This is a genomic window from Pseudomonas sp. NFACC24-1, from assembly GCF_900115235.1.
GTDB classification, from domain to species: Bacteria; Pseudomonadota; Gammaproteobacteria; order Pseudomonadales; family Pseudomonadaceae; genus Aquipseudomonas; species Aquipseudomonas fluorescens_AA.
The window spans coordinates 13,682-35,551 of sequence record NZ_FOVS01000032.1; the positions used below are offsets into that span (position 1 = coordinate 13,682).

At 61.5% G+C, this 21,870-nt stretch carries 19 protein-coding genes; 14 read left to right on the plus strand and 5 right to left on the minus strand.

Annotation, left to right across the window (positions count from 1 at the left end):
• Positions 1-20 precede the first annotated feature (20 nt).
• A complete protein-coding gene (znuA, locus tag BM317_RS23935; RefSeq protein WP_092167880.1) occupies positions 21-950 on the plus strand; it encodes a zinc ABC transporter substrate-binding protein ZnuA in 930 nt (309 codons plus the stop codon).
• Positions 951-1,124: 174 nt separating this feature from the next.
• Here znuA and BM317_RS23940 read toward each other — a convergent pair whose 3' ends face one another.
• Entirely contained in the window at positions 1,125-2,075 is a 951-nt protein-coding gene (locus BM317_RS23940; RefSeq protein ID WP_092476513.1) for a homoserine kinase, read from the minus strand.
• A 59-nt stretch (positions 2,076-2,134) separates the two neighbouring features.
• Positions 2,135-2,422: a DUF2782 domain-containing protein gene (locus BM317_RS23945; protein ID WP_018602771.1), complete on the minus strand. Its 288-nt coding sequence runs from the start codon at positions 2,420-2,422 to the stop codon at positions 2,135-2,137.
• 74 nt (positions 2,423-2,496) lie between these two features.
• Between BM317_RS23945 and polA the strand changes: the two genes are divergently transcribed.
• Positions 2,497-5,265 carry a DNA polymerase I gene (polA, locus tag BM317_RS23950; protein WP_092476515.1) on the plus strand — a complete coding sequence of 923 codons (2,769 nt, stop codon included), beginning with the start codon at positions 2,497-2,499 and terminating at the stop codon, positions 5,263-5,265.
• Positions 5,266-5,689: 424 nt separating this feature from the next.
• Here the strand turns inward: polA and yihA are convergent, their stop codons facing one another.
• Complete coding sequence (gene yihA, locus BM317_RS23955) at positions 5,690-6,331, minus strand: ribosome biogenesis GTP-binding protein YihA/YsxC (protein ID WP_003196227.1); 642 nt, start codon at positions 6,329-6,331, stop codon at positions 5,690-5,692.
• A 191-nt stretch (positions 6,332-6,522) separates the two neighbouring features.
• Here yihA and BM317_RS23960 point away from each other — a divergent pair, with 191 nt between their 5' ends.
• The 7 genes from BM317_RS23960 to BM317_RS23990 all read left to right on the plus strand — a co-directional run bounded on the left by BM317_RS23960 (position 6,523) and on the right by BM317_RS23990 (position 13,861).
• Positions 6,523-6,813: a c-type cytochrome gene (locus BM317_RS23960; protein ID WP_003196231.1), complete on the plus strand. Its 291-nt coding sequence runs from the start codon at positions 6,523-6,525 to the stop codon at positions 6,811-6,813.
• Positions 6,814-6,859: 46 nt separating this feature from the next.
• Positions 6,860-7,471, plus strand: coding sequence for a c-type cytochrome (locus BM317_RS23965; RefSeq protein WP_060739880.1), 612 nt, complete (start codon positions 6,860-6,862; stop codon positions 7,469-7,471).
• Positions 7,472-7,657: 186 nt separating this feature from the next.
• A complete protein-coding gene (locus BM317_RS23970; protein WP_092167867.1) occupies positions 7,658-8,299 on the plus strand; it encodes a thiol:disulfide interchange protein DsbA/DsbL in 642 nt (213 codons plus the stop codon).
• Between the two features lie 15 nt (positions 8,300-8,314).
• The gene (locus tag BM317_RS23975) at positions 8,315-9,193 is read left to right on the plus strand and encodes an endonuclease/exonuclease/phosphatase family protein (RefSeq protein ID WP_092167863.1); all 879 of its coding nucleotides are present in this window, start codon (positions 8,315-8,317) and stop codon (positions 9,191-9,193) included.
• Positions 9,190-11,289, plus strand: a complete 2,100-nt coding sequence (locus BM317_RS23980; RefSeq protein WP_092476518.1) for a GGDEF domain-containing protein — start codon at positions 9,190-9,192, stop codon at positions 11,287-11,289. The genes BM317_RS23975 and BM317_RS23980 overlap by 4 nt, the downstream gene beginning before the upstream one ends.
• Positions 11,290-11,392: 103 nt before the next feature.
• Entirely contained in the window at positions 11,393-12,172 is a 780-nt protein-coding gene (locus tag BM317_RS23985) for an N-acetylmuramoyl-L-alanine amidase (protein WP_092167853.1), read from the plus strand.
• Positions 12,173-12,247: 75 nt separating this feature from the next.
• The gene (locus tag BM317_RS23990; protein WP_092168011.1) at positions 12,248-13,861 is read left to right on the plus strand and encodes an EAL domain-containing protein; all 1,614 of its coding nucleotides are present in this window, start codon (positions 12,248-12,250) and stop codon (positions 13,859-13,861) included.
• Positions 13,862-13,880: 19 nt separating this feature from the next.
• Here BM317_RS23990 and BM317_RS23995 read toward each other — a convergent pair whose 3' ends face one another.
• Positions 13,881-15,671 (minus strand): ATP-binding protein, encoded by a 1,791-nt coding sequence (locus tag BM317_RS23995; RefSeq protein ID WP_092167849.1) that lies wholly within the window; start codon positions 15,669-15,671, stop codon positions 13,881-13,883.
• 10 nt (positions 15,672-15,681) lie between these two features.
• Entirely contained in the window at positions 15,682-17,028 is a 1,347-nt protein-coding gene (gene algB / locus BM317_RS24000; protein ID WP_053126909.1) for a sigma-54-dependent response regulator transcription factor AlgB, read from the minus strand.
• Positions 17,029-17,464: 436 nt separating this feature from the next.
• Here algB and BM317_RS24005 point away from each other — a divergent pair, with 436 nt between their 5' ends.
• The 5 genes from BM317_RS24005 to BM317_RS24025 all read left to right on the plus strand — a co-directional run bounded on the left by BM317_RS24005 (position 17,465) and on the right by BM317_RS24025 (position 21,867).
• Complete coding sequence (locus BM317_RS24005) at positions 17,465-17,749, plus strand: hypothetical protein (protein WP_092167844.1); 285 nt, start codon at positions 17,465-17,467, stop codon at positions 17,747-17,749.
• An 80-nt stretch (positions 17,750-17,829) separates the two neighbouring features.
• Positions 17,830-17,994 (plus strand): DUF1328 domain-containing protein, encoded by a 165-nt coding sequence (locus tag BM317_RS24010; RefSeq protein ID WP_003177151.1) that lies wholly within the window; start codon positions 17,830-17,832, stop codon positions 17,992-17,994.
• A gap of 2 nt (positions 17,995-17,996) precedes the next feature.
• Positions 17,997-18,461, plus strand: coding sequence for an inhibitor of vertebrate lysozyme family protein (locus BM317_RS24015; RefSeq protein ID WP_092476519.1), 465 nt, complete (start codon positions 17,997-17,999; stop codon positions 18,459-18,461).
• A 703-nt stretch (positions 18,462-19,164) separates the two neighbouring features.
• The gene (gene gltP, locus BM317_RS24020; protein WP_092167836.1) at positions 19,165-20,496 is read left to right on the plus strand and encodes a glutamate/aspartate:proton symporter GltP; all 1,332 of its coding nucleotides are present in this window, start codon (positions 19,165-19,167) and stop codon (positions 20,494-20,496) included.
• Positions 20,497-20,637: 141 nt separating this feature from the next.
• Positions 20,638-21,867, plus strand: coding sequence for a nucleoside recognition domain-containing protein (locus BM317_RS24025; RefSeq protein ID WP_092167832.1), 1,230 nt, complete (start codon positions 20,638-20,640; stop codon positions 21,865-21,867).
• Positions 21,868-21,870 lie beyond the last annotated feature (3 nt).

Consider the following 21,870-nt stretch of genomic DNA (forward strand, 5'->3'; position numbering starts at 1 on the left):
CGCCTCTTCGAGTGGTCATCGTGTCCCGATTTTTTTCGCTCTTTGTCGCTTTTATCGCAAGTTTTCTACTGATTGGCCCGGCCCAGGCCGAGGTCAAGGTCCTCACCAGCATCAAGCCGTTGCAGTTGATTGCCGCCGCCGTGCAGGACGGCGTGGCCGTTCCGGAGGTGTTGCTGCCGCCAGGGGCTTCGCCGCATCACTATGCGTTGCGCCCATCGGACGTGCGCAAGGTGCAGTCGGTGGACCTGCTGTACTGGATTGGGCCGGACATGGAAGGTTTCCTGCCGCGCGTGTTGAACGGTCGTACGCTGCCGTCGGTCGCGGTGCAGGCACTGCCGGGGCTCAAGTTGCGTCACTTCGCCCAGGACAGCGCGTCCCACGAGGACCATGACCATGACGGCGATGAGCACGATCACGACCACCGCCCCGGCTCCGTGGATGCCCACCTGTGGCTATCGCCGCACAATGCGCGGGTGATCGCCGCGAAAATGGCGGCTGACCTGAGCGCGGCGGATCCGACGAATGCGGCCCGCTACCAGAGCAACCTCACGGGTTTCAACCAGCGTCTCGACGCCTTGGACGCGCGCCTCAAGACGCGTCTGGCCGGGGTGGCGGGCAAACCGTATTTCGTGTTCCACGAAGCGTTCGACTATTTCGAAGACAACTACGGCCTCAAGCACGCCGGGGTGTTCGCCGTGGCCGCCGAAGTCCAGCCCGGCGCCCAGCATGTGGCGGCGATGCGCACGCGCTTGCAAGCGGTGGGCAAGACCTGCGTCTTCAGCGAACCGCCGTTGCGCCCGCGCCTGGCCGAAACCCTGGTGGCCGGGTTGCCGGTGAAACTGGCGGAGCTGGATGCACTGGGCGGCTATACCTCGGCGACGGCGCAAGGGTATGAGCAGTTGTTGGAGAAGTTGGGCAATGATCTGGCGGGATGCCTGGAGTCGCTATAACCCCGTCGATGCACAAGCTTGTGGCGAGGGGATTGATCCCCGCTGGGGCGCGCAGCGGCCCCCAAGAAGCAACTTCCGCCGCGGTCCGTCAGATCCAAAGCATGGGGCTGCTTCGCAGCCCAACGGGGATCAATCCCCTCGCCACAAGAGCAGCCGCTTCGCGCTTGCCTGCTGTTACAGGGCGAACGGCAACAACGCGTGAACCGTCTGCCGCTGCGCCAAGCGCTGCTGGAACTCCATCGGATCGTGAATCAACACATCCTGCCCGGCGAACGACTCGGCGGCGATCAACCGCGACAGCCAGAACCGCACGCACGCCACGCGCAGCATGGTTGGCCACAGCTGGGCCTCGGCGGCGGTGAACGGCCGCAGCGCCGCATAGGCACCCAGCAATGCCCGCGCTCTCGGACCATCGAGCACACCGTCGTCCTCCGAACACCAGTCGTTCAAGGCAATGGCGACGTCATACAGCATCGGCCCGGAGCAGGCGTTGTAGAAGTCGATCAGCCCGGTCAGGTGCGTGCCTTCGAACATCGCATTGTCGCGGAACAGATCGGCATGGATGTTGGCGCGCGGCAGCGCCAGGATGCCAACCTTCTGCTGCGCGATTTCATCCAGCGCCGTTTCGAGCAGCCGACGCGGCTCGGCGTCGAGGTGCGAGAGCAGCTTGGCGCCCTCCTCCTGCATCCAGTCCAGGCCACGATCGGTCTTGCGTTTGATCATATTGTCGCGGGTCGCCAAGTGCAGATGCGCCAGCAGCTCCCCGACCTGGGCGCAATGCTGCGCGTTGGCCTGCTTGATGTGCTTGCCCGCCAGGCGCGGTTGCAGCAGCGCCGGCTTGCCCGCCAGCTCCCGCAGCGCGACGCCGTCGGTGGTGCGCAAGGCGTAAGGCACCGGCAGGTCGGCGTCATGCAGCACGTCCAGCAGTTCGATGAAGAACGGCATTTCCTGCACCGGGCCGCGCTCGACCAGGGTCAGGACGAATTCGCCCTGCTCCAGGCTGATGAAGAAATTGGTGTTTTCGCTGCCGGCGGCGATCCCCTGGAAATCAAGCAGACGGCCAAGCCCGTAAGGGGCGAGAAAGGTTTCCAGCTCGGGCCGAGCCAGGGGCGTGAACACAGACATGGTTAAAACTGCCAGTACGGGCGCCCTTCAGCGGGCGCCGGTTGAAGTGCAGAGTGGGGCTACCACTCAAAGATTTTCCACGAAGGGATCAGCATATCCGGCTGGTCCGAGCGGATGAAGTTTGCATCAGTGCCATCGGCGCGTACCAGGAAATAAGGCTTGCCGTTCTTGGGCGTGACCTTGATCGCGTACAAAAATCCGTTTTGCCGGTACTCCTGAATGGTTTTATCGCCTTCGGTGCGGATGGTGACATCCGGGTCCGCCGAGGGTGCGTCGTCCGCCGCCATGACGGCCAACGGGGTGATTGCAAACAAGCCAGCCAGTAACAGGCGATTTAGTGTACGCATGATAACCTTGTCCCTTTGTCGTCAACGGTCCCGCTATTCTAGCCCCGGACCCGCCGAAAAGGTTGATCCTGCTCATGAGCCAAGCCCCCCTCGTCCTGGTGGACGGTTCTTCTTATCTGTACCGCGCCTTCCACGCGCTGCCACCGCTGACCACGTCCAAAGGCCTGCCGACCGGTGCGGTCAAAGGCGTGTTGAACATGCTCAAGAGCCTGCGCAAGCAGTATCCGGACAGTCCGTTCGCCGTGGTGTTCGACGCCAAGGGTGGGACATTTCGCGATGCGCTGTACGCTGAATACAAGGCCAACCGCCCGAGCATGCCCGATGACATGCGCGTGCAGATCGAGCCGCTGCATGCCAGCGTCAAGGCCCTGGGCTTCCCGCTGCTGTGCGTGGACAACGTCGAAGCCGATGACGTGATCGGCACTCTGGCCCGCAGCAGCGCGGCGGCCGACCGTCCGGTGGTGATTTCCACCGGTGACAAGGACATGGCGCAGTTGGTCGATGGGCACATTACCTTGGTCAATACCATGACCGGTAGCGCCCTGGACGTGGCTGGCGTGAAGGAGAAGTTTGGCGTCGCTCCAGAGCAGATCATCGATTATCTGGCGCTGATGGGCGATTCGTCCGACAACATCCCGGGTGTTCCGGGTATCGGACCGAAGACCGCTTCCGGCCTGCTGGTGGGCGTCAATGGCGGCCTGACCGAGCTGTACGCGCAACTGGACATCGTCGCCACCTTGCCGATCCGTGGCGCCAAGACCCTGGCCGCCAAGCTTGAAGAGCACAAGGAAATGGCGTTTCTTTCCTACGAGCTGGCGACCATCAAGACCGACGTGCCGTTGGATGTCGGTCTCGACGACCTGCAGATGGGCGCGCCGGATCACGAGAAACTCGCCGAGCTGTACACCCTGCTGGAGTTCAAGAGCTGGTTCGAGGAAAACCAGCGGGACGCCAAGCGTGCCGGCCAGGAGATCGTCGAAGTGGCCGAAGAACAGCCTGGCGCGGCCGAGGCCAAGTACGAGGTCATCCTCGATCAGGCGCGCTTCGAGGCGTTGCTGGCGAAACTGGACAAGGCACCGCTGTTTGCCTTCGTCACCGAAACCAACGGCGGCGATGCCCAGCATTCGCAACTGGTGGGCTTGTCGTTCGCCGTTGCCCCGTTTGAAGCGGCCTACATCCCGCTGACCCACTCCTACATGGGCGTGCCGGAACAACTGGACCGCGACACGGTGCTCACGGCGCTCAAACCGCTGTTGGAAAACCCGAACAAGCTCAAGATCGGCCAGCACGCCAAGTTCGAAACCAACATCCTGGCCAACTGCGCCATCGGTGGCGATCAGAATAACGGCATCCTGGTCCAGGGCATCGCCTTCGACACCATGCTCGAATCCTACGTGCTGGACTCCACCGCGACCCGCCACGACATGGACAGCCTGGCGCTCAAGTACCTGGGCCAGAGCAAGACCGATTTCCAGGACATCGCTGGCAAAGGGGTCAAGCAACTGACCTTCGACCAGATCTCCCTGGAACTGGCCGGCCCTTACGCCGCCGAAGACGCCGACGTGACCTTCCGCCTGCACCAGGCCCTGCAGGAAAAACTGGCGGCCACGCCAAGCCTGGGCACGGTGCTCAACGACATCGAAATGCCGCTGATGCCGGTCCTGGCGCGCATCGAGCGCCAGGGGGCGTTGGTCGATGCCAACCTGCTGGGCATACAGAGTGTCGAGCTGGGGGAAAAACTGGTGGCGCTGGAGCGTGAGGCGTTTGCCATCGCCGGCGAGGAGTTCAACCTGGGTTCGCCGAAGCAATTGGGCGTGATCCTGTACGAAAAGCTCGGCTTGCCGGTGCTCAGCAAAACCGCCAAGGGCCAGGCGTCCACCGCCGAAGCGGTGCTTGCCGAGCTGGCGGAGCAGGATTACCCGCTGCCCAAGGTATTGATGCAGTATCGCTCCCTGAGCAAGCTCAAGAGCACCTACACCGATCGCCTGCCGGAACAGATCAACAGCCGCACCGGCCGCGTCCACACCAATTACCAGCAGGCCGTCGCCGCGACCGGGCGCCTGTCATCCATCGACCCGAACCTGCAGAACATCCCGATTCGCACGGCCGAAGGCCGACGCATCCGCCAGGCGTTCGTCGCGCCGAAAGGCTACAAGCTGCTGGCGGCGGACTATTCGCAAATCGAACTGCGGATCATGGCGCACCTGGCCAAGGACGAAGGGCTGCTTCATGCGTTTCGTAATGACCTGGACGTGCACCGGGCCACGGCGGCCGAGGTGTTCGGCGTCGATTTGGACGCGGTTACCCATGACCAGCGCCGCAGCGCCAAGGCGATCAACTTCGGTTTGATCTACGGCATGAGCGCGTTCGGCCTGGCCAAGCAGATCGGCGTCGATCGCAAGCAGTCCCAGGCCTACATCGACCGCTACTTCACTCGCTACCCGGGTGTGCTGGCGTACATGGAGCGCACCCGCGCCCAGGCGGCCGAGCAAGGTTTTGTCGAAACCATTTTCGGTCGCCGGTTGTACCTGCCGGACATCAACGCGAAAAACCCGGCCCTGCGCAAAGGCGCCGAGCGCACCGCCATCAACGCGCCGATGCAGGGCACGGCGGCTGACATCATCAAGAAAGCCATGGTGGCTGTGGATCGTTGGCTGACGACGTCCGGGCTGGATGCGAAGGTCATCCTGCAGGTCCACGACGAACTGGTGCTGGAAGTACGTGAAGACCTGGTCGATCAGGTACGCGAAGAAATCCGCCAGCACATGAGCACCGCGGCCACGCTGGACGTGCCGCTGTTGGTGGAAGTGGGCGTGGGCAATAACTGGGATGAGGCGCACTGAGTCGTAACAACTGGAATTGAACGGACCTGTTTGGAGCGGGGACAGGTTGAACCCTGTGGCGAGGGGATTTATCCCCGCTGGGCTGCGCAGCGGCCCTAAGACCCGTGGCCGTGGTGTGTCAGGCTGATTGCTTTCAGCCTTTTTGGGGCTGCTGCGCAGCCCAACGGGGATAAATTCCCTCGCCGCATCGGATCATCCGGTTCGTTAGTTCGGAAAATTCCTAAGGCTATTTCCAAAAATAATCTGAACTAAACCCGTGAATCGCCACTCAGAGATTCTGAATGGCTGGTGAAGCCCTTCAATGCTCCTATGTTGTGTTAAGTGTTGGCAGATATCTGGACCCCGCCCTAGCGGTCCGGAACTTGGACCCCGAACTTCCCCCTCCCCATAAGAAGTCCGGGGTTTTTTTTGCCTGCGATTTGGCTTATTCGGCCTCTTCGCTGCCCTTGTCCGCCAATTCCATCCAGTCGGCCAGCACCGTGTAGGCTTCTTCCAGGCCCATGCGCTTGGGTGCCGAGAACAGTTGGATGGTGATCGCGTCGCCCCAGCCCTTGCGAATTTCCGACTGCACTTTGAGCAAGGTATTTTTCGCCGCGCCGTAGGTGAGCTTGTCGGCCTTGGTCAGCAGGATGTGCATCGGCATGCCGCTGGCGACCGCCCAATCGAGCATCAACAGGTCGAAGTCGGTCATCGGATGGCGGATGTCCATCATCAGGATCAGGCCTTTCAAACTCTCGCGGCTGCCCAGGTACGCTTCCAGGTGGCGCTGCCAGTGTTGCTTGAGCGGGATCGGGACCTTGGCGTAGCCGTAGCCGGGCAGGTCGACCAAACGCCGTTCATCGTCTAGCTTGAAGAAGTTCAAGAGCTGCGTGCGACCCGGGGTTTTCGAGGTGCGTGCCAGGCTCGCATGGGTCAAGGTGTTCAGCGCGCTGGATTTGCCGGCGTTGGAACGCCCGGCAAAAGCCACTTCGAAGCCTTCGTCGTCTGGGCATTGATCGACTTTGGCGGCGCTGAGCATGAAGGTGGACTGTTGGCACAGGCCAAGGATGGGGTTCTTCAGTTGCATGGGATTTCCGATGTGGGCGGCGTCGGGAATGGACGCGGCAAGCTGTGTCGTTTCCGTTTCAGTGACGCCAGTATATAATGCCGCAGATTTTGTGTGCGCTTTGTCCCAGCGTAGGATGAAGCTCACGGGAGCGACCGACCGAAATTGCGCATTAGAACGCAGCTCGTTCCCAACCCTGAAAAGGTCGTTTTATGACGAAATGGCTGCTAGCTGCCGGTGTCTTGATGCCGCTTTACAGCGCTCAGGCTACACAGGATCCGGAAGCTGTGTACAACCGTGTTTGTGGTGCCTGTCATTCCGGCCAACTCCCCATGGCGCCCCGCAAGGGCGATCAGGAAGCTTGGACGCCGAGGTTGGCGAAAGGTATGGAGACGCTGGTGCAACACGTGACCCAGGGTTTCAAGGCGATGCCGCCGCGTGGTTTGTGCATGGACTGCAGTGCCGAGGATTACCGAGCCATCATCCAGTGGATGAGCGAGTAAACCCGGTCCATAACTCTTTAACCCTTAGCCGTAGTTGGATTAGCTGATGAACAAACTGATCGTGAGTCTGCTGTTGACCTTGGGGATATCCGGCGTAGCCCACGCCGCTGGCGATGCCGCTGCCGGTCAGGCGAAGGCCGCCGTATGCGGGGCCTGCCACGGCCCGGATGGCAATAGCATGGCGCCCAACTTTCCGAAACTGGCGGGCCAGGGCGAGCGTTACCTGAACAAGCAACTGCACGACATCAAGTCCGGCAAGCGCACGGTGCTGGAAATGACCGGCCTGCTGACCAACCTGAGCGATCAGGACCTGGCGGACATCGCGGCCTATTTCGCCAGCCAGAAGGGTAGCGTCGGCGCTGCCGATCCAAAACTCGTGGCTCGCGGTGAAGCGCTGTTCCGCGGCGGCAACCTCGACAAAGGCTTGCCAGCCTGCACCGGTTGCCACTCCCCGGATGGCAAAGGCAACGCCGCTGCCGGTTTCCCACACCTGGGCGGCCAGCATGCCCAGTACGTCGGCAAGCAACTGGCCGACTTCCGCAAAGAAGAAGGCGGCCGGACCAACGATGGCGACACCAAGCCCATGCAGAGCATTGCCAAGAAGCTGAGCGACGAAGATATCGCGGCAGTCTCCGCCTACATCCAGGGCTTGCACTAAGGCCGTTGGGGGGGATACACCTCTTGCAACGTTAACGCTCGATTAATCTGTCGATGCGAGCATCAAAAGGGTGGCTTTGGCCGCCCTTTTTTGTGGCCGCTGCCGTTACACTAGAGAACTTGAACCCGCCACGGTCTGTCTTAGAAACAGGTCTTGCGAGGCCCCCTCATTGTCCAGGAGTAAAGCATGCGTAATCTGATCATCAGCGCCGCGCTCGTCGCCGCCAGCCTGTTCGGCATGACTGCCCAAGCGGCTGAAAAGCCCGCCGCACCCTATGTCGAATTGACCAACCCCGTTGCGGTGGCGGCGCCTGGCAAGATCGAAGTCGTGGAGTTGTTCTGGTACGGCTGCCCGCATTGCTACGCTTTCGAGCCGGTCATCAACCCATGGGTCGAGAAACTGCCATCTGACGTCAACTTCGTGCGCATCCCCGCCATGTTCGGTGGCCCGTGGGACGCCCACGGCCAGATGTTCCTGACCCTCGAAGCCATGGGCGTCGAGCACAAGGTTCACGCTGCCGTTTTCAACGCGATCCAGAAAGAAGGCAAGAAACTGGTCAAGAAAGAAGACATGGCGGACTTCCTGGCGACCCAAGGCGTAGACAAGGACAAGTTCCTGGCCACCTTCGACTCCTTTGCCATCCAGGGCCAGATCAAGAAGGCCCGTGAGCTGGCGAAGAAATACGAGATCACGGGCGTACCGACCATGATCGTCAACGGTAAGTATCGCTTTGACATCGGCTCTGCCGGCGGTGCTGAACAAGCGCTGCAACTGGCCGACCAACTGATTGCCAAAGAGCGAGCGGCCACCAAGGCTGCCGCCAACTAAGCGCGGCCCACGCCCATGGCCCGCTGGAGTACCGAACGCATCGTTGGCCTGCATGAACCTCGGGTCAACGAGCATCATGTCACGTCCACGGGCCTGCCTGGCGACAGCCGCTTGCGGCTGCTCAGCTTCAATATCCAGGTGGGCATCAGCACCGAACGCTATCGGCATTACCTGACCCGCGGCTGGCAACATCTGCTGCCGCATACCGGGCGTGCCGGCAACCTGCAGAAAATCGGCGACCTGCTCAAGGACTTCGACCTGGTGGCCCTGCAAGAGGCCGACGGCGGGAGCCTGCGGTCAGGCTACGTCAATCAGGTGGAACACCTGGCCCAATTGGGCGCCTTCCCCTACTGGTACCAACAACTCAATCGCAACCTCGGACGTCTCGGCCAGCACAGCAATGGCGTATTGAGTCGTTTGCGTCCCTGGGCGATCGAGGACCATCCGCTGCCGGGCCCCAAGGGGCGCGGGGCGATTCTTGCGCGTTTCGGCGAAGGTCCGGAAGCGCTGGTCGTGGTCATGATGCACCTGGCGCTCGGGGCGCGGACCCGGACGATGCAGCTGGCGTACATTCGCGAGCTGATCGGCGGCTACAAGCACCAGATACTGATGGGTGACATGAACACCCACGCCACCGACCTGTTGCAGACCTCGCCCCTGCGCGATCTCGGTCTGCTCGCACCACAACTGGAAGCGACATTCCCCAGCTGGCGCCCCCAGCGCTGCCTGGACCATATCCTGTTGAGCCCGACCCTGACCCTCGAACGCGTCGAGGTGTTGGCCCAACCCATTTCCGATCACCTGCCGGTCGCGGTAGAAATTCGTTTGCCGGGTTCGCTCACGGCCGATGCTCTCCCCACGCTGAGTACTGCCCCTCGCGGATCCGATGAATGAGCGACGACGCCGAACGCTGGAGAGAGAAATACTTCAAGAGCATCGAACAGCAGGAAAAGCTCGAGCGCCGTTGGGATGCTCGGCTCGACTTGTTGCGTCGTGGCCTGGTGCGCAGCACCCTGGCCGCCGAGGGCACTGATCGGGTCGTCGACCAATGCATGAAAGAGATGCGCGAGGTGGTGCGCACCGATGACATTGACGCCGGCCTCGCCGCCCTGCTGCCGCGCCTGGAGAAAGCCGTACTCGATTCCGAGCAGCGCCGCGAAACCCGGATTGAGCAGATGAGCACTGCATTGACGGCCCTGGTGGCCCAGTTGCAAAGCCTGCCGCTGCCGAAAGAAGTCAGCCGGCCCCTGAAGAAGTTTTCCAAGCAGTTGGAAGAGCGGGTCGGCCAGGCCCGGGAGATTCCGCTGCTGCTCAGCGAATTGAGCGGTTTGCAAGGCAAGGCACTGAGGGTCCTGGACGCTCCTGTCGAACCGAGCCGCCCCGGATTGCTGCAACGGCTGTTTGGTGGCCAAGGCCATGAGGGCGTGCCGCCCCAGCCTCACGAGCCAGCCCAGGCCAACGTGGCGCCCCCGGCAGACACGGCCTTGCCAGTAGTCGTTGAGCCGGCAGTCCACACAGCATCCGTCGCACCAGCACCAGCACCAGCACCAGCACCAGCACCAGCACCAGCACCAGCACCAGCACCAGCACCATCGGTAGCGGAGCAAGCACCCACGTTGGAGGCAACGCCCGAACCGGTCGACCAGATTACACCGCAGACCGATCCCGCGCCGACGCCCGCTCCGGCACCAGCAGCCGAAGTGGCTCAGCCGATCAGCGAGCCGGGCGAAGCCGCCGAGCCAGCCCCCTTGCAAGCGGTGGTCGTCGACGAAATCCCTGTAGCGGCACCCGCCCTGGAAAATCCCGATGAGCTGATGTCCGAAGAGGTGCCAAAGGCCCTCCCCGACCCCTCGCCGCCTCCAGCTGAAGCCGAGCCAGACGAGCCTTTGGCCGCCGCCGACTTGGCTGACGCCCAATACGCCCTGCCCGACTCGCCGGAACCGTCCTACAGCTCGGTCGCCAAGCACATCGAAGACACTTTGCTGGGCCTGTTGGGCGACCTGACCTTGCCCGAGCGTCATCGGCCACAAGCCGAAGCCATGGGTGAGCGGCTGCGAAATGGCTTGAACTGGTACGAATTGCTGCCGATCCTCGATGATCTGGCGGTGTTGATGCTGGCCATCACCGACACCGGCCAGCATGAATTCGAAGCGTACCTGCAGCGCCTCAATGATCGTCTCGAGTCCTTCCAGAGCAGCCTGCAGGCCGCCAGTGAAGACCACGCCGACAACCTCTCGGCCTCCCGGGAAATGGACACCCAGATTCGCGAACAGGTGGACGGCCTGCAAAGCAGCGTGCAACAAGCCGATGACTTGGAAGGCCTCAAGCAGGTGCTCGAGAATCACCTCGAAGGCTTGCTCGGGACAATGGACAAGCATCGCCGGCAACGAGATCAACGCGAGCAGGAGGTCTCGGCGCGCCTCAAAAGCCTGGCCGATCGCGTCGCGCTGATGGAGCAGGACGCCCAGGTCGTGCGGGAAAATCTCGAGGAACAGCGGCAAAAGGCACTGGTCGATCCGCTCACCGGGTTGCCCAATCGCGCCGCCTGGTCCGAGCGTCTGGAGCATGAAGTCGTCCAGTGGCAACAGCACGGCAACAGCTTGCTGCTGGCCATGCTCGATCTCGATCATTTCAAGCGCATCAATGACAACTACGGCCATCTGGCCGGTGACCGGGTGTTGAAACTGATCGCGTCGGTCCTGCGCAAACGCCTGCGTGGCGGCGATTTCATTGCGCGTTTTGGTGGCGAGGAGTTTGTCCTGCTGGTGCCGGATACCCCCCTGGCGGCTGGGGCCAAGCTGGCCGAGGCGCTGCGTCTGGCTATCGAAGCCTGCCCGTTTCATTTCAAGGGCGAACCGGTGACGGTAACGGTATCGGTGGGCATGACGGCTTTCAAGCCGGGCGAACACAGCGATTCGGTGCTTAAAAGAGCCGATCAGGCGCTCTACCGGGCCAAAAATGCCGGACGCAACCGGGTAGAGCTGGGCTGAGGGCTAATTGTTCCAATTTGTTTAATATCGTCCCGCGCACCGGATCATCGCGGGGCGATACGTTACACTGTTGCATTACTTCCAGCGCGTAATGCCCTCCGCCATGAAATTTTTCTCGCTCATTGTTTCTTTATTTATCCTGGCCGGCTGCACCAGCGGCCCTCGGTTCGACACCAGTCACCCCTCCGTCAACCATGACAACCGCATCCAATTCGTGGTGGTGCATTACACCTCGGCGTCCCTGGAGCGTTCACTGGCCCTGCTGACCCATGGCGAAGTCAGTGCCCATTACCTGATTGGCGACGATAAAGACGCGACCATCTACAAGCTGGTGGACGAAAGCCGGCGTGCCTGGCACGCCGGGGAAAGTGAATGGGAAGGCCGGACCTGGCTCAATTCCAGTTCCATCGGTATCGAAATCGTCAATCCGGGTTTCGTCGACACGCCCACCGGGCGCCTCTGGTATCCCTACAGCGAAGCTCAGGTCCAGGCCTTGACCGTCTTGCTCAAGGACATCATCCAGCGCAACGGGATCAGCCCGCGCAGCATCATCGGCCACAGCGACATCGCGCCCCTGCGCAAGCTCGATCCGGGGCCGCTGTTCCCCTGGAAGCGTCTGGCGCAAGCGGGCTTGGGGGTGTGGCCGGATGAGCAGGCCGTCGCACGCCAGCAGGTTTTCTTCGCAACGCAGCTACCGCCTGCCAGTTGGTTCCAGGCCGAGCTGGCCCGCCTGGGCTACCCGACGCCCCAGACCGGGGAATGGGACGTAGCCACCCACCACGTGCTGGCCGCTTTTCAGATGCACTACCGGCCGACCCGCTTCGATGGCATGCCGGACCCGCAAAGCGCGGCGATTCTGCAGGTGCTCAACCAGACAAAATAATGACGCCCGTCCGACGAATCGGGCCAAATTCAAATCAGAAGCTATAACTCATTGGTAACTTTCGGATTACCGATGATGACGGCTGCCCGCGAAACCTTACAGAGCTGGCTCCATCGCCCCCTGTTCCTGGCGATGATGGCGGCTGCCCTGAGTACCTTCCTACTGCTGACGGGCAGTCTGTTCGTGGTCGTGCAGCAGATCCAGCAGCGTGAAAGTGATCAGATGAATGCCCAGGGCGAGCGCTTCCTGCAACGGCTGGAACAGCTTTTCGGGCAATTGCGGGAAAGCCTCGACGACCTGCAAAACCAGCCGTTGCGCGGTTGCGACGATGACATGATCGCGACCTTGCGAGAGGTCAGCTTCAATTACCGTTTCGTTTATGAAGCGGTGTACATCGATGGCAGCGGCATCTGTTCCAATCGTCCGCGCCAAAGCGGGTTGTCGGTGGCCCGTCCGCCCGATCTTCGAGGCCCGACCTACAGCTATTGGCTCAATACCACCACCGAACCCAACGAAGACCGCGCTGCGTTGATGCTGGGCCGTGGCAATTTCCGAGTCGCCACCTCCCGGGGGCACTTGGCCGACGTGGTCGACCTGCCACCGGGCAGCAGCCTGCTGGTGGTCCTGGACCACGGCACGCGGGCCATTCCCGTGTTGGGCACCCAACAATACTGGCCGCCCACAGAGCCTTGGCCACCGAAAAGCCAGAATGCCTTGCAGGTGACGCAGACCCGGCTGATTTATCGGATGCCCACCGACAGCCCGGAATATCAACTGGTGCTGATCGCCCAGCGCAACGGTTTCAAGATCCCGGCCAATGCCTGGTGGATGCTGCCCATCAGCCTGGTGCTGGGCCTGGGGATTGGTTTCCAGGTGTTTCTGCTGGCGCGCCATCGCCAGTCCATGGACGCCGAACTGCACGGGGCCATCCGGCGCGGTGAATTGCAGGTGCTGTACCAGCCGATTTTCGACCTGGACAGCCGCAACTGCGTCGGTGCCGAAGCCTTGCTGCGTTGGCGCCGACCGGACGGCACCCTGACCAGCCCGGACTTGTTTATCCCGATGGCCGAGAACACCGGGCAGATCCGCCAGATCACCGACTTCGTGCTGCAGCGGCTGTTCGATCAATTGGGCCAGCTGTTGCGAGCCAATCCGCAGCTGTACATCTCGGTCAACCTGGCGGCCTGCGATGTGATGGTGCCGCGTATTGGCGAAGTGATCGCTCGCCTGCTGGCGTTGCATCGGGTCTCGGCGCACCAGATCGCCTTCGAAGTGACCGAGCGCGGGCTGATCGACGTGTTGGTTGCCCGGGATAACCTGCAATCGCTGCGCGACGTGGGGCATCAGGTGCTGATCGACGATTTCGGAACCGGTTATTGCAGCCTGGCCTACCTGCAAACCCTGCCGGTGGACTGCCTGAAAATCGACAAGGCCTTCATCGACGCCTTGGGCCACGATGCCGCTAGCAGCGGCGTCGCCCCGCACATCATCCGCATGGCCCACGCGCTGCAGCTCAAGGTGATCGCCGAAGGCATCGAGCATGAAGCCCAGGCCTCTTATTTGAGCAGCGAAGGGGTGAGGTTTGGCCAGGGCTGGCTGTTCGCCCATGCCCTCAGCGCGGTCCAGCTCATCGAATTGATTACCCGTGGCCGACGCCTGCGTGGACGTCGTCTTGATGATGAAGCCTAGGTCTCCCCAGGCCGTGCGCTCAAACCGTCAGCGCCATGTAGAACTGCGTGCCCTGCCCCGGCCTTGAGTAAACGCCCATGCGTCCGCCGTGGAGCTGGACGATCTCCTTGCACAGGGCCAGACCGAGACCGGCGCCGCCCTTCTTGCGTCCGACCTGGACGAAAGGCTCGAAGATTCGTCCCTGTTGGCCGTAGGCAATGCCTTCACCGTTGTCTTCGACACTGATGATCACCCGCTCGCCGTGGCGTCGGGCCTGCAAGCGGATCTGGCCGTCTTCGCCGGTGTGGCGCATGGCGTTGTCGATCAGGTTATCGAGCACGCGTTCCAACTGCGCAGCGTCGGCATGCAGCCGTGGCAATGGGCCCTGGATCGCCACGAGCAGCTCGATACCCTTGGCTTGGGCCTGTTCGGCGAACCGTAGGCGGGCCTCTTCCAACAGGTCGTCGATGGAACAAGGCGCCAGGGTCAGCTTTTGCAGGCCATTCTGGTAGCGAGAGAAATTCAGCAGGTCATTGATCAGCTGCATCAGCCGCTGCATTTCTTCTGTGACGGTGTTGAGCAGGTCCGCCTCGCGGGACTCCGGTGGGAAGTGCAGCCGCTCCTGCAACAGGCCGAATGCCATGTGCATGCCCGTCACTGGCGTGCGCAGCTCATGGGAAGCACGCAAGACGAACTCGCTGCGCACCCGTTCGAAGGCGCGCTGTTCGGTGACGTCATGCAGCACCATGACCGCGCCAAGGATGTGGCCCTGAGTGTGGCTGACCGGCGTGAGGCTGTAGGTCAGCACCCGCGACTCGCCGTCGACCTCGATGCTCAGGTCTTCCGGTGCCCGCTCAAGGGTTCCACCGCGCAGTACCAGGTGCAATTCTTCATCCAGCTCCAGGCGTCCCAGCGCCTCGCCGAGCCCCTGGCCCAGGCGCGCCTCATCCCAGCCCAGTTGACGCTGGGCCACCGGATTGAGGTGCTCCAGATGGCCTTGGCGATCGATCATCAGCAAGCCGTCGTCGATGCTGTCGAGCACCGCTTGCAAACGCTGCTGGCCGGCGAGCAGTTCATCGACATTGGTGGCCTGATGTTCGCGCAGTGCCTGGGCCATGACCCCGAAACGACGGGTCAGCAAATTCAACTCGGCGGCGGAAGAAACGGGCAGCGTGACCTCGAAATTGCCCTGGCCGATGTCATCCGCCGCTGCGGCCAGCGCCTCGATCGGTGCGCCGAAACGCCGGGCAAGGCCATGGGCCGTGATAAAACCGATGACCAGGACCGCAAACCCCACCAGCCCCAGCAGCCCGGAAATCCACAAGGCGCGTTCGCGCGCGCGGTCCTGGGTTTCACCGATCTTGGTCAGGGCCTGGCGATAACCTTCGATCAGTCCATTGCGCAGCACGTTGAATTTTTCGGTGAGGTCCTTGATGCCCGTGAGCTGTCTCGGTTGCTGGCGAGACGCGGTGAAGGCCTCGAGAAATTCAACGTAGTCGGCTTTGGCCCTGCTGAAGCTGGCGGCCGTGTTGTCCAGCTTTCTTTCGTGGGCGATTCCTTGGTCGATCAACGCCAGGTATTGCTGCTCGGATGCCTCCAGAGCGGCCAGGTCGGGCTTGTCGTCGAGCATGATGATCAACTGATCGCCGAGGGTCTGGCGCAGCTTGAGGCCCAGGTCCAGCAGGATGAAGTTGTCGCGTACCGATTGTTCCTGGGTGTTGGCCATTTGCATGACGCTGACCAAGCCAAGCACCAATCCCAGCAATGCCACGGTGATCAGGGCCGAGATACTGAGAAACAGCCGTGTGCGCAGCTTCATCGCCAGTTTCATAAGGTGTCGCTCACAGGTTGTACTGCTTGCGTTTGCGATACAGCGTGGAGGCATCGATACCCAAGGTCTTGGCCGCCTGGTCGAGGGTGTCAGCCGTGGCCAGTACTGCTCCGATGTGGGCCTTTTCCAACTCGTCGAGGCTCAGTGCGGCACCGATGCGCGGTGCATTGTTGACTGGCTGCTCGGCCATGCCCAGATGACTGATTTCGACTTTTTCCTGCGGGCAGATGATGCTGGCGCGCTCGACCACGTTGCGCAGTTCACGAATGTTGCCAGGCCATCGGTAGCCTAGCAGCGCTTCGCGAGCCTCGTCGCTGAAGCCCCGGGCCGGACGTGCGTACTCCTTGACAAAGCGGGCCAGGAAGCGGTCGGCCAGGGTAAGGATGTCTTCGGCGCGCTCACGCAACGGTGGCAGATGCAGGGTGATGACATTCAGGCGATACAGCAGGTCTTCGCGAAAGCGCCCGTCGCGCACCATGTCCTCGAGGTTTAGGTTGGTGGCGGCGAGAATCCGCACGTCGGCGCGGCGGGTGACCGGGTCCCCTACCCGCTCATATTCCTTGTCCTGGATGAACCGCAACAACTTGGGTTGTAACGTCAGGGGAAAATCGCCGATCTCGTCGAGAAACAGCGTACCGCCGTCGGCTTGGTTGACCCGTCCCAGGGTGCTTTCGCTGGCGCCGGTGAAGGCTCCGCGGCTGTGGCCAAACAATTCGCTTTCCATCAATTCGGCGGTCAGCGACGGGCAATTGATGGTGACACAGGACTTTTTCGCCCGCTTGCTCCAGCCATGGATCGCCCGGGCCAGCTCACCTTTACCGGTACCGGATTCGCCGAGGATCAGGATATTGGCGTCGGTGCTGGCGACCTGGCGGGCGGTCTCCAGGACGACCTTCATCGCCGGGCTATGGGAATCGAGGCCGTCCTTGGGTTTGCGCACTTCCCCTTCAAGGGCTTCGAGCCTTGCCGACAGCTGGCGCACCTCCAATTGCTTGGCGGTGGCCAGGCGCAGTTGATCCGGGCTGCAAGGCTTGACCAGGTAGTCGGCGGCCCCGGCCTGGATCGCATCGACTGCGGTGTCGACGGCCGAGTGAGCGGTGACGATGACGACCCGCATCCAGGGCGCCTGAATACGCATTTGTGCCAGGACATCCAGGCCGTTGTCCTCCCCCAGGCGCAGGTCGAGGAAACACAAGTCAAACACCTGGCGTTGCAGCAGTGTGTCGGCCTGGGCGGCGCTGTTGGCGGTGGCGACGGTATAGCCTTCGTCTTCCAGGCAGTAACGGAACGTACGCAGGATGGCGGACTCATCGTCTACCAGCAGAATGCGGCCTTGGTGCTCAGTGGCGGATTCCATTTTTCCTACGCTCCTTAATGAATGATGTTGGTTAGTGTCAGAAAAATCGGGCAAGTTGCATGGTCGATTCTGAGGGGATATTACCCACCGAACCTGCCTCTGTGGACGTCTGACTCCTAAAAGACTGATTTGAGTTCCTTTTTTTCTTGTTCGTAAGGGTCGGACGGTTCGCATCGCTGATTCTGACGGCTGCGTCTGACAGGAAATTCCAAAACAACCTTACGCCTTTTCCTTCCCATTCGTGCAATACGCACGACGTGCGCGTGGGTCATCGTGCAGGATGCGTTCCCCATGTCTCGCAATCATTTACTAACTAATTGATTTTAAATAGATTTAACTCTCAAAAAATCCTGGCACGCCGGCTGCAATGATCTGGTCAACGTGGCGTAAGAGCGCCTCAACCAGATCACCACACCCGGGTGGGAGGAATTTCAGGATGAATCGTCAATGTGCCGCGCAGTTTCGACTCTCTTCCTTGAACATTCAGCAGGGCTTATGGGCTGCCCTGGCATTGCTGGTCACGCTCGTGATCGGCCAGCAATGGTTGCTCTGGCACGAGCGTCAACAGCCAGAAGCGCCACAGGTGTCCATTTCCCGTGCCCCACAAACCCATTTCAAAGCCGTCAGCGTCGCAGAAGCTTCCGCTTCCATGCGCATGATGGATGTCGATCAGGCTCAGCCAGTGACCGACATGCCGCGTGAAGAGCGCTGGGTGTTTTAACCCGATGTACCGGTCGTCCACTGTGCCGGAACCATCACCGCGAGACCCTCACTAAATAGAAAAGCGTAAGGAGAATCACCATGTTGAGCTGGGCAATTACCTTCCTGATCATTGCCATCATCGCCGCCGTACTGGGCTTCGGTGGTATCGCAGGCACCGCCACGGGCATCGCCAAGATTCTCTTTGTCGTGTTCCTGGTGATGTTCATCGCCTCCTTCTTCTTTGGCCGTCGTGGCCGAGGCTGACCATGAGCGTTTCATTCAAAGGACTGGCCGCCGCCCTGTTGTTGGGCGGCAGTGCCGTGGCAATGGCTGCCAATGACGGACAGATGCGCGCCAACCAGTTGCTGGAGGCGGACCCGCACTACCGCGAGACTTGGCAGCATGTCGTCAAAAAAGAAGAACGCCTGCCCGAATGGGTGATGAACCTGTCAGGCGATTCGGAACAGATGAATGCTGTCGAGGAGGACGGCGACAAGTACCTGGTGGGACCGCTGTGTGAAACCCAGGCCACGTGTCGCAGCAAGCGCCTGATCGTCGCCTTCAGTTTCGACAAGGACGAGGCCTACGCCATGTTGGTGGAAGTCCCTGCCGGACTGCCGGCCGACAAGTCGCCGACCCGCCATGCCGACTACCGTTTCCTCGGTGATCCCGATGAAGGTATGCAAAAGCTGTTAATGGAACAACTCAAGAAAGATCCAAACTGGTACTGATTCTGAAAACGAGAAAAGCAGCCCTGCTTTTCTCTGCTGCACAGCCCGAGGAGGGCCGGTGCATGACCAGGGGGCCGGGATGCTCTGGCGGATGAGCGTCGGAGTGACCTACGGGCACAAGGGGTGCCTGCGAAAGGGCCGGGTCAGGTAAAAGCTGTGACGCAAGTTCGCAAAGCCTTCACGGCTTGGCGAACTTGCGTAGAGCTTCGTGTCGCACCTTGCGTGGGCCAGAGCGGTTACTCGATTCTGGCGTCGCAAGCAGGCCGCGATGCGGCATTTTGTCTCCTCCGGCCAATTTATTGCCCTTTCCCTGACCGTATATCGGAGAATAGCGAGACGATTTCTCTCGAAGGTCCCGTCTCGATCCGTTGCCGTTTCAACTATTCCTCACGCTTGGAAGAAAAAGCCCAGCTACGCTGAAATGGCCGGCTCACGGCACTTATGCCTGCAAAAATGTCGCATTCGAACCGCTTGCAACGCGGCTTTCGTTTGGAAAATCTCATGCCGATTCGGCATGGGGTAGGCGTTTACGGCATTAGACGAGCCCCCCTGGCATCGCAATAGTTGCGCCTTTTTTCGCCTGCCAGTAAGCCGCTAATGCGCTCGGGGTGACCTTATACGGGGGCAGGGGCGCGAACGTTTTTCGTCATCGACGAGCCTGCTCGCGCCACTGCCCGAGTCCAACTGAAGTAAGGGTAACGATATGAAGAAGGCACGACTAAGCCTCGCCTGGCAGATCCTCATCGGTCTGGTGCTCGGCATTGCATTGGGCGCGCTGCTCAACCATTTCAGTGCCGAAAAAGCCTGGTGGATCAGCAATGTGCTGCAACCGGCGGGCGACATCTTTATCCGTCTGATCAAGATGATCGTGATCCCGATCGTGATTTCCTCGCTGATCGTCGGCATTGCCGGGGTCGGTGATGCCAAGAAGCTCGGGCGTATCGGCCTCAAGACCATCCTTTACTTCGAAATCGTCACCACCATCGCCATCGTCGTCGGCCTGCTGCTGGCCAATTTCTTCCAGCCGGGCAGCGGCATCGACATGAGCACCCTGGGCACGGTGGATATTTCCAAGTACCAGGCCACCGCCGCTGAAGTCCAGCATGAGCATGCGTTCATCGAGACCATTCTCAACCTGATTCCGTCGAACATTTTCGCAGCGGTCGCCCGTGGCGAGATGCTGCCGATCATCTTCTTCTCCGTATTGTTCGGCCTGGGTCTGTCCAGTCTGCAATCGGACCTGCGCGAACCGCTGGTGAAGATGTTCCAGGGCGTGTCGGAAAGCATGTTCAAGGTCACCCACATGATCATGCAATACGCGCCAATCGGTGTGTTCGCCCTGATCGCGGTGACGGTCGCCAACTTCGGCTTCGCATCCCTGCTGCCGTTGGCGAAACTGGTGATCCTGGTTTACGTCGCCATCGCCTTCTTCGCCTTCGTGGTGCTGGGCCTGATCGCCCGCCTGTTCGGCTTCTCGGTGCTCAAGCTGATGCGCATCTTCAAGGATGAGCTGGTGCTGGCCTACTCCACCGCCAGCTCCGAAACCGTGCTGCCGCGGGTGATCGAGAAGATGGAAGCCTACGGCGCGCCGAAGGCCATCTGCAGTTTCGTGGTGCCCACCGGTTATTCGTTCAACCTTGACGGCTCGACCCTGTACCAGAGCATCGCGGCGATTTTCATCGCCCAGTTGTACGGCATCGACCTGTCCATCAGCCAACAATTGCTGCTGGTGCTGACCCTGATGGTCACCTCCAAAGGCATCGCCGGCGTACCGGGTGTGTCGTTCGTGGTGCTGCTGGCCACCCTGGGCAGCGTGGGCATTCCCCTGGAAGGCCTGGCCTTTATCGCCGGTGTCGACCGGATCATGGACATGGCCCGTACCGCGCTGAACGTCATCGGCAACGCCCTGGCCGTGCTGGTCATCGCCCGCTGGGAAGGCATGTACGACGATGCCAAGGGCCAGCGCTACTGGAACTCCCTGCCGCACTGGCGCAGCAAGGAGCCGTTGCCGGTAGGAGAAACCTCCAGCCGCTGATGCGTACCTCCTCTGTGGGAGCGAGCTTGCTCGCTCCCACAGGAGGCCTGCACAGTGACTACCAAACCCCGGAGAAATCCGGGGTTTGTCGTTTCTGCCAGCCCCGCTATCATTCGCGGCATCTTCCGGGGGATTTAACCGATGCTCAATGGCCTGTGGCTTGGCTTCTTTATCGTGGCAGCCGTGTCGGCGCTGGCGCAGTGGCTGATCGGTGGCAATGCCGGAATCTTCGCGGCCATGGTGGAAAGCATTTTCGCCATGGCCAAGCTGTCGGTGGAGGTCATGGTCCTGCTGTTCGGCACCCTGACCCTCTGGCTGGGCTTCCTGCGTATCGCCGAAAAGGCCGGCATCGTCGACTGGCTGGCCAAGGCCCTCGGCCCGCTGTTCTTGCGCTTGATGCCGGAAGTGCCCGCCGGCCATCCGGCGATCGGCCTGATCACCCTCAACTTCGCCGCCAACGGCCTGGGGCTGGACAACGCGGCCACCCCCATCGGCCTCAAGGCCATGCGTGCCCTGCAAGACCTCAACCCCAGCCCGACCATCGCCAGCAATGCGCAGATTCTGTTCCTGGTGCTCAACGCCTCGTCGCTGACGCTGCTGCCGGTGACCATCTTCATGTACCGCGCCCAGCAAGGCGCGCCGGACCCGACCCTGGTGTTCCTGCCAATCCTGATCGCCACCAGCGGCTCGACCCTGATGGGGTTGTTGTCCGTGGCCTTCATGCAGCGCCTGCGCCTCTGGGACCCGGTGGTGCTGGCCTATCTGATCCCGGGGGCGCTGGCGCTGGGCGGCTTCATGGCGTTGTTGGCGACGCTCTCGGCCACGGCCCTGGCGGGGTTGTCATCGATCCTGGGCAACCTGACCCTGTTTGGCCTGATCATCCTGTTCCTGGTGGTGGGCGCGCTGCGCAAGGTCAAGGTTTACGAGGCCTTCGTCGAAGGCGCGAAAGAAGGGTTCGACGTTGCCAAGAACCTGCTGCCGTACCTGGTGGCGATGCTCTGCGCCGTCGGCGTGCTGCGGGCGTCGGGGGCGCTGGATTTCGGCCTCGACGGCATCCGCCACCTGGTGCAATGGGCCGGCTGGGATACGCGGTTCGTCGATGCCTTGCCGACCGCCATGGTCAAGCCGTTCTCCGGCAGCGCCGCCCGGGCGATGCTGATCGAGACCATGAAGACGTCCGGCGTGGACAGCTTCCCGGCCCTGGTGGCGGCGACTATCCAGGGCAGCACCGAGACCACGTTCTACGTGCTGGCGGTGTACTTCGGCGCCGTCGGCATCCAGCGGGCGCGCCACGCCGTGGGTTGCGCGCTGTTGGCCGAACTGGCGGGGGTCCTGTCGGCGATCGGGGTCTGCTACTGGTTCTTTGGCTGAGGC